Source organism: Tardiphaga sp. vice304, assembly GCF_007018905.1.
Classification (GTDB): Bacteria; Pseudomonadota; Alphaproteobacteria; order Rhizobiales; family Xanthobacteraceae; genus Tardiphaga.
Map to the genome: position 1 here is coordinate 1411723 of NZ_CP041402.1, position 14027 is coordinate 1425749.

Sequence of the window (14027 nt, forward strand, 5' to 3'; positions counted from 1 at the left end):
CTGAAGCCGAAATCCTGCGCAATGAGGGGGTTTTGAGGCCCAGAACGCCGGGAACCGCCGCGTTGGAGCTGACATGATGGTTCCACCGCCGGTGACCCCACCGACCCTCCAGGAATGCTCCCATGAAAGTCGTTATTCTCGGCGCCGGCGTGATCGGCGTGACCTCGGCCTATTACCTCGCCAAGGCCGGTTGCGACGTCACGGTACTCGACCGACAGCCCGGCGCCGGGCTCGAAACCAGTTTTGCCAATGCCGGCGAGGTCTCGCCGGGCTATGCGTCGCCCTGGGCCGGGCCGGGCGTGCCGGTCAAGGCGGTGCGCTGGATGCTCGACAAGCATGGCCCGCTGGTGATCCGTCCGCAGGCCGATCCGGCGATGTGGCGCTGGATGTTCCAGATGCTGCGCAACTGCACAGCGGCGCGTTACGCCGTCAATAAGTCGCGCATGGTGCGGATCGCCGAATACAGCCGCGATTGCCTGCGCGCGCTGCGCGCCGATATCGGTATCACTTATGACGAGCGCAGCCAGGGCACGCTGCAGCTGTTCCGCAAGCAGTACCAGCTCGACGCCATCGGCGGCGATATCGAAGTGCTCAAGCAATACAACGTGCCGTTCGAAGTGCTGGACGTCGAGGGCTGCGTGCGCGCCGAGCCGGGCCTCGCCGCGACCCGCGATCGCTTCGTTGGCGGGCTGCGGCTGTCGGATGACGAGACCGGCGATTGCCATCTGTTCACCCAGCGGCTCGCCGAAGTGGCCGCCGGGCTCGGCGTGAAGTTCGAGTATGGAATCGATGTCACATCGGTCGACGTCGCCGGCGGTCGCATCGCGCGGGTCGCCACCAACAAGGGCGTGTTCACCGCGGATACGTTCGTCGTGGCACTCGGCAGCTTCTCGCCGCTGTTGCTGCGTCCGCTCGACATCAAGATTCCGGTCTATCCGGTCAAGGGCTATTCGATCACCGTGCCGATCGTGAATGAGGCCGCCGCGCCGCAATCGACGGTGATGGATGAGAGCTACAAGGTCGCGATCACGCGGCTGGGCGACCGCATCCGCGTTGGCGGCACCGCCGAACTCAGCGGCTACGAGATCAAATTGTATCCTGACCGCAAGGTCACGCTCGACCGCTCGCTGACCGAGCTGTTTCCGGGCGCCGGCGATCTGTCGCGGGCGGAGTTCTGGAGCGGTCTGCGGCCGATGACGCCGGATGGTCCGCCGATCATCGGCGCTGCGCGCTATCCGAACCTGTTTCTCAATACCGGACATGGCACGCTGGGCTGGACGATGGCCTGCGGCGCCGCGCGCGTGCTCGCAGACCAGATCGTCGGCCGCACGCCGGATATCAAAGCCGACGATTTCAACCTGCATCGCTACCAATAGCGGCCGTTGCGACGTCTTCGTCTGCGTCATGACGGCCCGGATCGCTTTGTCACAAATCTTTCATGGGTCGCCGATAATGGAAGCGACGTAAGCCGCGCTGCGTATTTCGATCGCTCGATGGCCTTTCCTTTCGATGGAGAACTGTCGTGACCCTGAATCGTTTTGCCTTCGTGCTGTCCGCTGCCGTGTTCATCGCGGCATCGCCGGCAGCCCGCGCTGCCGACGTGATCTGCTACAATTGCCCGCCGGAATGGGCGGACTGGGCGTCGATGATCAAGGCGGTCAAGGCCGATCTCAACATCGACATGCCGCACGACAACAAGAATTCCGGGCAGGCGCTGGCGCAGATCATTGCCGAGAAGGCCAACCCGGTCGGCGACATCGGCTATTTCGGCGTCACCTTCGGCATGAAGGCCAAGGCACAGGACGCGCTGGAGCCCTACAAGCCCGCGGGCTGGGATCAGGTCGATGCCGGCCTGAAGGACCCGGAGGGGTACTGGACCACGATCCATTCCGGCACGCTGGGCTTCTTCGTCAACAAGGACGCGCTGGGCGGCGCGCCGGTGCCGAAATGCTGGGCTGATCTGTTGAAGCCCGCCTACAAGGGCATGGTCGGCTATCTCGATCCGTCGTCCGCGGCCGTCGGCTATGTCGGCGCAGTCGCCGTCAATCTGGCGCTCGGCGGCTCCGATACCAATTTCGAGCCAGGCTTGAAGTTCTTCAAGGACCTCAAGAAGAACGATCCGATCGTGCCGAAGCAGACGTCCTACGCCCGCGTCGTGTCGGGTGAACTGCCGATCCTGTTCGACTATGACTTCAACGCCTACCGCGCGAAATACTCCGAGAAGGGCAATTTCGAGTTCGTCATTCCCTGCGAAGGCTCTGTGGTGTTTCCGTACGTCGTCGGCCTCGTGAAGAACGCGCCGGACAAGGACAAGGCCAAGAAGGTCATCGACTATCTGCTGTCCGACAAGGGTCAGGCGATCTGGACCAACGCCTATCTGCGCCCGGCTCGCAAGATCGAGCTGCCGGAAGCGGTCAAGGCCAAGTTCCTGCCGGACAGCGAATACGCTCGTGCCAAGAGCGTCGACTGGGGCAAGATGGAGCTCGCGCAAAAGGGCTTCACCGATCGCTACCTCGCGGACGTCCGTTGATCCCAGTGAATACGGTTATTGCTATCGGGTGCCCCGTGAGCGGGGCACCGTTTTCCCATGTCGCATAAATCCTTCGTCTGGCTGTGCCTGCTGCCACTGGTAGTGGTGACCGCTGCCTTCTTCCTGCTGCCGATGGCGCAATTGCTGGTGGTCGGCGCGTCAGGCCCGCGTGGCCTAGGTGCCTATCTCGCCATTCTCACCGAGCCGCGTTATCGCGCCACGCTGATCAATACCGTGGTGCTGGCGGCGGCAACGACGCTGGTCACCCTGGTGGTTGCAACGATCGCGGGGCTGTTTCTGCAGCGCCAGCGGTTTCCCGGTCGCGCGGTGCTGATCGCGATGCTGACGTTTCCGCTGGCGTTTCCCGGCGTGGTGATCGGCTTCCTGATCATCCTGCTGGCCGGCCGCCAGGGGTTGATCGGCGCGATCTCGCAGGCGGTGAGCGGCGAGAAGATCGTGTTTGCCTATTCGATCTTCGGGTTGTTTCTTGGCTATCTGTACTTCTCGATCCCGCGCGTGATCCTCACCATCATGGCGGCGGTGCAGAAGCTCGATGCCGGACTGGAGGAAGCGGCGCGCTCGCTCGGCGCCAGCCCATGGGCCGTGCAGCGCGACGTCGTGCTGCCGGCGCTGGGCCCAGCCTTCGTCGCCTCCGGCGCGATCGCTTTCGCTACCGCGATGGGTGCGTTCGGCACCGCGTTCACGCTGGCCACCAATATCGATGTGTTGCCGATGCTGATCTATACCGAGTTCACGCTCGCGGCGAACTTCTCGATCTCGGCGGCGCTGTCGATCGGGCTGGGCCTGATCGCTTGGGCGATCCTCGCGCTGGCGCGTTCGTTCAGCGGCAGCGCCGTCGCGGCGGCGGGCTAGGCCATGCGCGATCGCCTGATCTTCATCGGCCAACTTGGCTTCACGCTGCTCATCGCCGCCTTCCTCGTGGTGCCGGTGATCCTGTCGCTGATGGCCGGTGTCACCGTCAACTACTTCCGCGGCATTTTCTCCGGCGTCACCCTGCAATGGGTAATGCAGGTGTGGGATCTCTATGCCGGAGAGATATTGCTGTCCTTCGTGATCGCCATCGCGACGTTGCTCGTCACGCTCGTCATCGGCGTGCCCGCGGCCTATGCGCTGCATGTGCGCGGCGGAAGATTGTCGCGGGTGATCGAGGAGATCATCACGCTGCCGCTGGCGATCCCCGGCCTCGCCATCGCGCTGGCGCTGCTGTTGACCTATGGCGGGTTCGGCGACTTCCGCCGCTCGTGGCTGTTCATCCTCGCTGGCCATGTCGTGTTCACGATGCCGTTCATGGTGCGCTCGGTGATGGCGGTGTTCGGTAGCATCGACGTCAAGACGCTGGACGAGGGCGCAGCCTCGCTCGGCGCCTCGCCGTGGCCGCGGTTTTGCAACGTCATCGTGCCCAACGCGATGCCCGGCATCGTGGCGGGCTCGCTGATGGTGGTGACGCTGTCGCTCGGCGAGTTCAACCTGACCTGGATGCTGCACACGCCGCTGACCAAGACGCTGCCGGTTGGCCTCGCCGACGCCTATGCCTCGATGCGGCTCGAAGTGGCGTCCGCCTACACCCTGATTTTCTTTGTCATGATTGTCCCGTTGCTGGTGGCGATGCAGATGTTTGCCGACGAGGGCCAGAAGAAATGACGTCGATTGCGGGACACGGCGCCGCCGTACACATCGAGCGCTGCGGCAAGACGTTTGCCGATGGCACGCAGGCTCTGGCCCCTGCCTCGCTCGACATCGTCAGTGGCGAGACCCTGGTGCTGCTCGGCCCCTCCGGCTGCGGCAAGACCACCATGCTGCGCATCATTGCCGGGCTGGAAACGCCGGATCCCGGCGGCCGCATCCTGTTCGATCGCAACGATATGACGGCGGTGCCGATCGAGCAACGCCAGGTCGGTATGGTGTTCCAGTCCTATGCGCTGTTCCCCAATATGAGCGTCGCTGACAATATCGGTTATGGCTTGAAGATCCGCGGCGTCGGCCGCGCCGCGCGCGACCAGCGCATCGCCGAGATGGTGGCGCTGACCAATATCGGTGGGCTCGAAAACCGCCGGATCGACCAGCTCTCCGGCGGCCAGCGCCAGCGCGTGGCGCTGGCCCGCGCGGTGGCGATCCGGCCGCGGGTGCTGCTGCTGGATGAGCCGCTGACCGCGCTCGACGCCTCGTTGCGCGACCGGCTGCGCGGCGAGCTGAACCGCTTGCTGCGCTCGCTGGGGATCACCGCGATCTATGTGACGCATGATCAGGCCGAGGCGATGGAGCTCGGCGATCGCATCGTGGTGATGCGCAAGGGCGAGATCGCACAGATCGGCACGCCGCGCGAGGTCTACTTCGCGCCGCAGAGCCGGTTCGTGGCGGAGTTCGTCGGCGCCGCCAACATCATCGAGGCGCCGGTGGCCGAGGGGCATCTCGTGCTGCCGGGTGGACGCCTCGAGGTCGCGGCCGCAGCAAATGCTGCGGCCGCAACCGCCATGATCCGGCCGGAGACGATCGGGATCATCGACGCTGCGGAGGCCTCGCTGTGCGGCCTCGTCGACAGCGTCAGTTTCATTGGCGACAAGCAGCGCCTCGTCGTGACCGGCGCGGCGGACCGGCCGCTCACCGTCGATGCACCCAATACCATTTGCGTGAAAAACGGCGACCGCGTCGGCCTGTCGATCGCGCGTGACGCCGTGCGGCTGCTACCAAGCGAGGACTGATGTCGTCAAAACCCATCCTGATTGCGCAGATCTCCGACCTGCATATCAAGGCGCCCGGCGAACTGGCCTATGGCCGGGTCGATACCGCGGCGGCGCTGCAGCGCTGCGTCGCGGCGTTGAACGAGTTGCAGCCGCGCCCCGATCTGGTGGTGATCTCCGGCGATCTCGTCGATACGCCGACGCCCGGACAATACGACCACCTCAAGCGCCTGCTGGCGCCGCTGGCCATTCCGTTCATCGGCATTCCCGGCAACCATGATTCCCGCGCCATGATGCGCACGGCATTTCCCGACTGGAAGTATGCCGGGCCCGACGCGCTCGATCAGGTCGTGAATATCGGCGGCCTCGATATCATCCTGCTGGATTCCAGCGTCGACGCGAAACCGCATGGCGAGCTCGAAATGGCAAGCCTGCAATGGCTCGACGCTACGCTGGCCAGGTCGAGCGAGGCTCCGGCCCTGATCTTCCTGCATCATCCGCCGTTCCGTACCGGGATCGGGCATATGGACGTGCAGAACCTGCTTAATGCCGATGCGCTGGCGGCGATCGTGACGCGGCATCCGCGCGTGCAGGGCATTGCCGCCGGCCACGTCCACCGCGCCACGCTGACGTCCTTCGCAGGCGTCCCGGCCACGATCTGCCCGGCGCCCAACCATGCCGTGGCGCTCGATCTCCGCGCGCTGTTGCCGCCATCCTTCATCGTCGAGCCGCCGGCGTTTCATCTTCATGTCTGGTTTCCCGGCGAGGGCTTCGGCCACGTCGTTACCCACAGCGTCCCGATCGGGGCGTTCGACGGCCCGCATCCGTTCTTCGGGCCGGACGGAAAATTGCTCTGATCCCGTTCCGTTTACGCGGATGTCATGGCAACCTGTCACACAGCGAACAGATGCGCCGCTGAGCGCAATGTCACCATGGAGATTCCGCTGCGCGGCTTGGACAGGCTCAAGGCGATCGGCAGAAAGCTCGGCTGGAAGAGCCTTGGCTTCTGCATCAGCCTCGCGATCGCCACCTTTGCGTTCATATCCCTCAGCCAAGCGCTGAAGGGCGTCGATTTCGCCGAAGTCCTCGCTGCGATGCGGCAGACCGCGCCGGCCGCGATGGCACTGTCGCTCGGGCTGGTCGCGGTATCCTATGCCAGCCTGACGCTGTATGACCGGCTGGCGCTGGTGCTGATCGGGCGCGGCGACATTCCGTTCCGGATTGCCGCGCTGGCCAGCTTCACCTCCTATCCGATCGCTCACGGCACCGGCGCGGTGCTGCTGGTCTCCTCCGCGATCCGCTACCGCATCTATGCGCCGCACGGCATCGGCGCCGGCGACGTCGCGCGGATCTGCTTCCTGACCGGACTGACCTTCTGGCTCGGCAATCTCACCGCGCTCGGCCTCAGCGTGCTGTATGAGCCGGACGCCATCAGCCGGATCGATCATCTGTCACCCACGGCCAACAGCGCCATCGCTTTGGCGATCCTCGCCGGCATCGTGTTCTACGTGTGCTGGACCTGGAACGGCAGCCGCCAGATGGGCCGCCGCAAATGGGCGGTGCCGCTGCCTAGCGGGCGCAACGTGTTCCTGCAGATCGGCATTGGCCTGTTCGATCTCGGCACCGCGGCGCTGGCGATGTATGTGTTGATGCCGGCCGGGATGGATGTCGGCATTGCCCGCGTCGTCGTGGTGTTCATCGCCGCGACATTGCTGGGCTTCGCCAGCCATGCGCCGGCCGGGATCGGCGTCTTCGATGCGACCATCCTGATCGGACTGGGCGGCGCGCATAACGAACAGCTGCTGGCGACGCTGCTGCTGTTCCGGCTGTTCTATCACCTCGTCCCGTTCGTGCTGTCGCTGCTACTGTTCGGCGCGGTCGAAGCCTGGCGCAATGCCGTGCGCCGCGGCGTCAGTCCGGCCGGTTAGGTAGCGTCAGCACCGCGGACTGCGCGTAGCCGCAGTAGGGCCGCTCGAAGGTGAGGCGCGCGCCGGCTTTGGCGGCGAGGGCTTCCAGCGCACTTTGCAGCGAGCGGCGCGGCGTGACGTCGAATAGCGCCAGCCAGCGCAGCAGTACGGCGCGGGCGATTCGCGGCAGCCGTTCCTGATGTCCGAAATCGACGATGTGCAACTGGCCGCCCGGTTTCAGGCGCAGCACGGCCTGGTCGAGCACGGCGTGCCAGTCGGGGATCATCGACAGGCTGTAGGAGATCATCGCATGATCGAAAGCGGCGACCTCGAACAAGGCGGCGGGATCGAACGAGGTGGCATCGCCATGCGCGACGCGAATCCGACCGTTGAGGCGGTGGCGCTCCGTCGCGGCGATCGCTGTCGTCAGCATCTCGGTGGAGACGTCGATCCCGTAGAAATGCGCGGCCGGATATTTCCGGGCGGCCTGCACCAGATTGCGACCGGTGCCGCAGCCGATCTCCAGCACCATGGCGCCTGCGGCCGGCTGGATACGATCGATCATTTCGTCGCGGCCGAGCAAATAATAACGCCTCGTCGCGTCATAGATGTAGCGCTGCCAGCGGTACATCCGGTTCATGCGGCCGGTGGCTTCGCTCTGCCATAGCGAGGTCTCGGCGTCGTCGAAATCGGAAATCGAGCTCATGGCGTCCCTCTCGCAGCAGCCGGCGCAAAACTAATGTTTTCCACCGCTTCGCGACGCGGGTGTGACAGTGCGCGAAGCGCAGCAGCGGAAGCTCTGTCGCAAAACCGCAGCCTGCCCTTGGTAAAAGTTTCAAAGGGTCGATTCGAGGAAACGATGAACACGCATTTGATCACCGACGCCGTGCGTAACAGCCGCGCCAGCGAAGAGGCCGGCATCTGGGACCGGCTGTTTGCCTTCTGGTTTCGCCGCCTCGTCTACACCCAGATCTGGGAAGACCCCGAAGCCGACCTCGCAGCATTGCAGCTTGCGCCCGGCGCCACCATCGTCACGATTTCCAGCGGCGGCTGCAACGCGCTGTCCTACCTCGCGGCGAAGCCGGCGCAGATATTTGCCGTCGATCTCAACGAGGCGCATCTGTCGCTGCTCAAGCTGAAACTCGCCGGCCTGCGCGCGCTGCCAAATTATGCACAGTTCTGGCAGTTCTTCGGCGAGGGCTCGTCGCCCGCCAACGCCAAACTGTATGACTTCCGGCTGCGCCCGGTGCTGGACGCCGAGGCGCGTGGCTATTGGGACGAACGCGACATCCGCGGGCGGCCGCGCTCCAATTACTTCACCGACGGCTTTTATCGCCACGGTGCGCTCGGCCGCTTCATCGGCTTTGCGCATCAGCTCGCCAAAATCTTCCGCATCGACCTCGCGGTGCTGCTGCAGGACGATGCCCGTTCGCCGGCCCGGCAGGCCGCGATGCAGAGGCTGCATGGCCTGTTTCATTCCCGGCTGGCGCGTCTGATCACGCGGATGCCGGCGCTTTTGTTCAGCCTCGGCATTCCGCCGCAGCAGCGCGAGCTGTTGGGCGGCGGTCAGCCGCTCAACGAGGTGCTGCACCAGCGCCTGTTGGCCCTGATCGATGTCCATCCCAACCAGACCAATTATTTCGCCTGGCAGGCGCTGGCCCGCCGCTATCCCGGCCCCGGCGACACCTGCCTGCCGCTGTATCTGCAGCAGTGCCGTTTCGCCGACATGCAACGCGCCGCCGGTCGGGTGACGCCGGTGCATGCCAATCTGCGCGTCTTCCTGGAGGCGCAGCCGGCGCGGCAGGTCAACGCCGTGGTGCTGCTGGATTCGCAGGACTGGATGGCGCCGGATGAAATCCGCGCGCTGTGGAACGCGATCGATCGTGCCGGCCATGACGACGTCCGCGTGATCTTCCGCACCGCCGGCGCGAAATCGCCGCTGGATGGCCCCGAATTGTCGTCGCTGCAGGCGACCTGGCAGCGCGACGATGCCGCGAGCAGCAAAGCGCTGGCCGCCGACCGCTCCGGCATCTATGGCGGCTTCCATCTCTACCGGCGCGCTGCTGCGGCCTGACCGGCGATTGGGGGTGATTGCGTCGCGGCCCTCGGCAAGGTAATCGCCGGGCGAGGGCCGCTTGCATGCGCGGCTCGCACAAGCGAGGCGCTTCCCATGGCCAAGACGAACCTTCCGCTCGACGCCGACCGGCTGTGGGCCGATGTCATGGATCTGGCTGAGATCACCGATCCGGCGCGGCCCTATACAAGACGTTCGTTTACGGCGCTGTTTCTGGAAGGCCGTGAATGGGTGGACCGGCGCTTTCAGGAGGCGGGCCTGACCACGCGGATCGATACCGCTGGCAATCTGATCGGCCGTCTTGAGGGCCGCAACCCCGCGCTCGGCGTCATCGCAATCGGCTCGCACAGCGACACCGTGCCGTCCGGCGGGCGTTTCGATGGCATCGCCGGCGTGGCCACCGGCCTGGAAATCATCCGTGCGCTGCGCGATGCCGGCATTCAGCTCGATCATACGATTGAGGTGATCGACTTTCTCGCCGAGGAGCCCAGCGAATATGGTCTGTCCTGCGTCGGCAGCCGCGGCATGACCGGGTCGCTGGACGACACCATGCTGGCGCTGACCGAGCCGAGTGGCGAGACGCTGCGTGACGCGCTGGTCCGCGTCGGCGGCGATCCGAATCGGCTCGAAATGGCTAAGCGTGACGATATCCGGGCTTTTCTGGAACTGCATATCGAGCAGGGTATCGTGCTGGAATCGCAATCGCTCGATGTCGGCATCGTCACCTCGATCGTCGGCATCCGACGCCTTGAGGTGATCTTCCAGGGCGAGGCCGACCATGCTGGCACGACACCGATGGCGCTGCGCCACGACGCGCTGGTCGCCGCTGCGGCCACCGTGACGTCGGTGCGGCGTGTCGCCGAGGAACTGGCGGTCGAAGGCACGGACTACTTCGTCGCCACCGTCGGCATTCTCGGCGTCGATCCCTCCGCCTCGAACATCGTGCCGGGCCGCTGCCGGCTGGTGATCGACGCCCGCACCACGCAGCCCGCGCTGACGCAGCGTTTCGTCGAAATCATCGATCTTGAAAGCGCAGCGCATGCCGCTGCCGCGCGCGTTACGCGCGCGAGTTTTGCGATGCTTTCCGACGGCCCACCAGTGGCCTGCGATGCAGGCCTGCGCGCGGCGCTGCGGCAGGGAGCGGAGGATCTGGGCCTGAGTTTGACCGATCTGCCGAGTGGCGCCGGCCATGATGCGGCGTTCATGAGCCGGATCTGTCCGTCTGCGATGATCTTCGTGCCGTGCCGCGCCGGCAAGAGTCACGCGCCGGAGGAATGGTCCGACCGCGACCAGATCGCAGCGGGCGCCGCGGCGATCTATCAGGCGGTCAAGGCGCTCGACAGCCAGATCAGATAGCACTGGCCCGCGGGATTGACCTGAAACGTGGGCGTCTCGTGGGCTTCGATCGTGACGGCATCGGCGTGTTGAAGCGTAGTCTGTTCGTTCGATACGGTCACCCCGGTCGTGCCATCGAGCGACAGCACGATGGCAACGTCATCGCCGTCGAAACGACAATCCATCGGATGCGTGATGCGTATCACGCGATGCCCGAACCGCCCGCGCCGCGTCATGACATTGAGGTCGGTGATCTCGCCGGCCAGCAGTCGCGCGGTGGTCGGCGTGTCGCCCGGGAAGCTGAGCGGTGCGGACTCGCAGCCAAGGACGACAGCGGCTTGTTCGCCGATTTTCAGCTCCATACCGCTGCCCTGAATCACTGCCAGCGTGCGGTCGATGCCGTCGAACATCGAGAACGGCCCATCGGTCGCTACCTCGGCCATGCTGATACGCCAGTCGAACGACTCCAGCGATGCGCCGGCCGGGCCGATCGCGATCTCCGTGGTCGAGCCGCCGCCGTTCTTCCACGGCATCGCCAGTCGGTCGGAGGCGCGGAGAAGACGCACGGGGCTACGTCAGGCTCGGCAGGTCGAGACTATTCTCGCGCGCGCTCTCGATCGCGAGATCGTAGCCAGCGTCCGCATGGCGCATCACGCCGGTCGCCGGATCATTCCACAGCACGCGGCCGATCCGCGCGGCGGCTTCCGGCGTGCCGTCGGCGACGATCACCATGCCGGCATGCTGCGAAAAGCCCATGCCGACGCCGCCGCCATGGTGCAGCGACACCCAGGTCGCACCCGACGCGCAATTCAGGAGCGCGTTGAGCAGCGGCCAGTCGGATACCGCGTCGGAGCCGTCCTGCATCGCTTCGGTTTCGCGGTTCGGCGAGGCGACCGAGCCGGAATCGAGATGATCGCGGCCGATCACCACCGGCGCCTTCAGCTCGCCACTCGCCACCATCTCGTTGAAGGCAAGCCCTAGCCGATGGCGGTCGCCGAGGCCGACCCAGCAGATCCGCGCCGGCAGGCCCTGAAACGAGATGCGCTCGCGCGCCATGTCGAGCCAGTGATGCAGCGCCTTGTTGTCGGGCAGCAGCTCCTTCACCTTGGCGTCGGTCTTGTAGATGTCCTCCGGATCGCCGGAGAGCGCGGCCCAGCGGAACGGGCCGATGCCGCGGCAGAACAGCGGGCGGATATAGGCCGGCACGAACCCGGGGAAATCGAACGCGTCGGAGACGCCTTCTTCCAGCGCCATCTGGCGGATGTTATTGCCGTAGTCGACGACCGGAATGCCCATGCGGTGGAAGTCCAGCATGGCGCGGACATGTTCGGCCATCGACGCGCGTGCGGCTTTGGCGACGCTTGCGCCATCGGTCGCGCGGCGGCGTTCCCACTCGTCGGTGGTCCAGCCCTTCGGCAGATAGCCGTTGACGGGATCGTGCGCCGAGGTCTGGTCGGTGACGGCATCGGGGCGGACGCCGCGGCGGACCAGTTCGGGGAATATGTCGGCGGCATTGCCGAGCAGGCCGACCGAGACCGGCTTTCCGTCGCGCGCGGCCTGCGCCATCATCTCCAGCGCCTCGTCGAGATTGGCAGCCTGCTTGTCGAGATAGCGGGTGCGCAGCCGCATCTCAATCCGCGACGGCTGGCATTCCACGGCGAGCATCGAAGCGCCGGCCATCACCGCCGCCAGCGGCTGCGCGCCGCCCATCCCGCCGAGCCCGGCGGTCAAGATCCACTTGCCCTTGAGCGAGCCGCCAAAGTGCTGGCGGCCCATCTCGACGAAGGTTTCGTAGGTGCCCTGCACGATTCCCTGCGAGCCGATATAGATCCACGAGCCGGCCGTCATCTGGCCGTACATCATCAGGCCCTTGCGATCGAGCTCGTTGAAATGCTCCCAGGTCGCCCAGTGCGGCACCAGGTTCGAGTTGGCGATCAGCACGCGCGGCGCGTCGGCATGGGTCTTGAACACGCCGACCGGCTTGCCGGACTGGATCAGCAGCGTCTCGTCGCCTTCGAGCCGCTTGAGCGTGGCGACGATGCGATCGAAACTCTCCCAGTCGCGCGCGGCGCGGCCGATGCCGCCATAGACGACGAGTTCGCCGGGCTTCTCGGCGACATCCGGATCGAGGTTGTTCATCAGCATCCGCAGCGGCGCTTCGGTCAGCCAGGATTTGGCGGAAAGCTCGCTGCCATGCGCGGCGCGGACGACGCGTTCATTATCGGTGCGGGTCATGGTGCATTCCTCGGCGAGAGATCAGCGGGTTGTAGTCTGGCCGTGCCAGACCCGGGCGTGCAGCGGATTAAAGCCCATGCGGTAGACCAGCTCGGCCGGGCGCTCGATGTCCCAGATCGCGAGGTCGCAGAACTTGCCGGCTTCGATGCTGCCGGTGTCATCGAATACGCCGAGCGCACGCGCGGCCTCCCGCGTGGCGCCGGCGATGCATTCATCGATGGTGAGGCGAAACAGCGTCGCGCCCATGTTCATCGCCAGCAGCAGCGAGGTCATCGGCGAGGTGCCGGGATTCGAATCGGTGGCGAGCGCAATGTTGACGCCGTGGCGGCGCATCGCCGCGATCGGTGGCAATTGCGTTTCGCGAATGAAGTAATAGGCGCCGGGCAGCACCACGGCCACCGTGCCGGCTTTCGCCATCGCGGCGACGCCGTCGTCATCGCAGAATTCGAGATGGTCGGCAGACAGCGCGCCAAACTTTACGGCGAGAGCAGCGCCATGCAGGTTGGAGAGCTGGTCGGCATGCAGCCTGACCGGGAGCCCGAGCTCGCGGGCCCTGGCAAACACCTGCGCGGTCTCCTCGACCGAAAATGCGATGCCCTCGCAGAACGCATCCACCGCATCGGCCAGGCCTTCGCCGGCGATGGCCGGCAGCATCGTGGCGCACAGCGCGTCGATATAGCCGGCGCTGTTGCCCTTCATCTCCGGCGGAATCGTGTGGGCGCCGAGAAACGTCGTGCGCACCGAGACCGGCCGCAGTTCGCCGAGCTGTCGCGCCGCCTGCAATTGGCGGCGCTCGGTGGCGAGTTCGAGGCCGTAGCCGGATTTGATCTCGATCGTCGTGACACCTTCGGCGATCAGCGCATCGAGCCGCGGAAGTGCGGCGGCAACCAGTTGTTCAGTGCTGGCCTCGCGCGTCGCCTTGACGGTCGATACGATGCCGCCGCCCGCGCGCGCGATTTCTTCGTAAGAGGCGCCGGCCAGGCGGCGTTCGAATTCATGGGCGCGGTTGCCGCCGTAAACGAGATGGGTGTGGCAGTCGATCAGGCCGGGCGTGATCCAGCGGCCATCGCAATCGGTGCGATCCGTTGCGTTAAACACCGGCGCGTCGCTGGCCGGACCGGCATAGACGATGCGGCCGTCGCGGGCGGCAATTACGCCGTCTTCGATTAGGCCGAGGCCCTCGCGCGATGGCGCCAGCGTGGCGATGCGGCAATGATGCCAGAGGTGGTCGACGTCTGTCATGGGCG

13 protein-coding genes are annotated in these 14027 nt (G+C 65.6%); 9 read left to right on the plus strand and 4 right to left on the minus strand.

Annotated elements, in window-relative coordinates; translation table 11 throughout:
• The first annotated feature begins 122 nt into the window (after window positions 1-122).
• The 7 genes from FNL56_RS06680 (at window position 123) to FNL56_RS06710 (ending at window position 7157) form a co-directional block, all read left to right on the plus strand.
• Complete coding sequence (locus FNL56_RS06680) at window positions 123-1376, plus strand: D-amino acid dehydrogenase (protein WP_143581849.1); 1254 nt, start codon at window positions 123-125, stop codon at window positions 1374-1376.
• Between the two features lie 152 nt (window positions 1377-1528).
• On the plus strand, window positions 1529-2530 hold the full coding sequence (locus FNL56_RS06685; RefSeq protein ID WP_246661545.1) for an ABC transporter substrate-binding protein: 1002 nt from the start codon (window positions 1529-1531) through the stop codon (window positions 2528-2530).
• 57 nt (window positions 2531-2587) lie between these two features.
• Window positions 2588-3403: an ABC transporter permease gene (locus tag FNL56_RS06690; protein ID WP_143572067.1), complete on the plus strand. Its 816-nt coding sequence runs from the start codon at window positions 2588-2590 to the stop codon at window positions 3401-3403.
• Between the two features lie 3 nt (window positions 3404-3406).
• On the plus strand, window positions 3407-4192 hold the full coding sequence (locus tag FNL56_RS06695; protein ID WP_143581850.1) for an ABC transporter permease: 786 nt from the start codon (window positions 3407-3409) through the stop codon (window positions 4190-4192).
• Window positions 4189-5250 carry an ABC transporter ATP-binding protein gene (locus FNL56_RS06700; protein ID WP_143572069.1) on the plus strand — a complete coding sequence of 354 codons (1062 nt, stop codon included), beginning with the start codon at window positions 4189-4191 and terminating at the stop codon, window positions 5248-5250. The genes FNL56_RS06695 and FNL56_RS06700 overlap by 4 nt, the downstream gene beginning before the upstream one ends.
• On the plus strand, window positions 5250-6086 hold the full coding sequence (locus tag FNL56_RS06705) for a phosphodiesterase (RefSeq protein WP_143572070.1): 837 nt from the start codon (window positions 5250-5252) through the stop codon (window positions 6084-6086). The genes FNL56_RS06700 and FNL56_RS06705 overlap by 1 nt, the downstream gene beginning before the upstream one ends.
• 75 nt (window positions 6087-6161) lie before the next feature.
• The gene (locus tag FNL56_RS06710; protein ID WP_143572071.1) at window positions 6162-7157 is read left to right on the plus strand and encodes a lysylphosphatidylglycerol synthase transmembrane domain-containing protein; all 996 of its coding nucleotides are present in this window, start codon (window positions 6162-6164) and stop codon (window positions 7155-7157) included.
• Here FNL56_RS06710 and FNL56_RS06715 read toward each other — a convergent pair.
• Window positions 7141-7842: a class I SAM-dependent methyltransferase gene (locus tag FNL56_RS06715; protein ID WP_143572072.1), complete on the minus strand. Its 702-nt coding sequence runs from the start codon at window positions 7840-7842 to the stop codon at window positions 7141-7143. The two genes, FNL56_RS06710 and FNL56_RS06715, sit on opposite strands and share 17 nt — an antisense overlap.
• 153 nt (window positions 7843-7995) lie before the next feature.
• On the opposite strand from FNL56_RS06715, the gene FNL56_RS06720 reads away from it, so the two are divergent.
• Both FNL56_RS06720 and FNL56_RS06725 read left to right on the plus strand, forming a co-directional pair.
• A complete protein-coding gene (locus FNL56_RS06720) occupies window positions 7996-9210 on the plus strand; it encodes a DUF3419 family protein (RefSeq protein ID WP_143581851.1) in 1215 nt (404 codons plus the stop codon).
• A gap of 96 nt (window positions 9211-9306) precedes the next feature.
• Entirely contained in the window at window positions 9307-10566 is a 1260-nt protein-coding gene (locus tag FNL56_RS06725; RefSeq protein WP_143572074.1) for a Zn-dependent hydrolase, read from the plus strand.
• On the opposite strand, the gene FNL56_RS06730 is transcribed toward FNL56_RS06725, so the two are convergent.
• Genes FNL56_RS06730 through hutI form a run of 3 tightly spaced genes read right to left on the minus strand, consistent with a single transcriptional unit; the run spans window position 10530 to window position 14022 of the window.
• Window positions 10530-11111, minus strand: a complete 582-nt coding sequence (locus FNL56_RS06730) for a HutD/Ves family protein (protein WP_143572075.1) — start codon at window positions 11109-11111, stop codon at window positions 10530-10532. The two genes, FNL56_RS06725 and FNL56_RS06730, sit on opposite strands and share 37 nt — an antisense overlap.
• A 4-nt stretch (window positions 11112-11115) precedes the next feature.
• Window positions 11116-12780, minus strand: a complete 1665-nt coding sequence (gene hutU, locus FNL56_RS06735) for a urocanate hydratase (protein WP_143572076.1) — start codon at window positions 12778-12780, stop codon at window positions 11116-11118.
• A gap of 21 nt (window positions 12781-12801) precedes the next feature.
• Window positions 12802-14022 (minus strand): imidazolonepropionase, encoded by a 1221-nt coding sequence (gene hutI, locus FNL56_RS06740; protein ID WP_143572077.1) that lies wholly within the window; start codon window positions 14020-14022, stop codon window positions 12802-12804.
• Window positions 14023-14027: the final 5 nt, after the last annotated feature.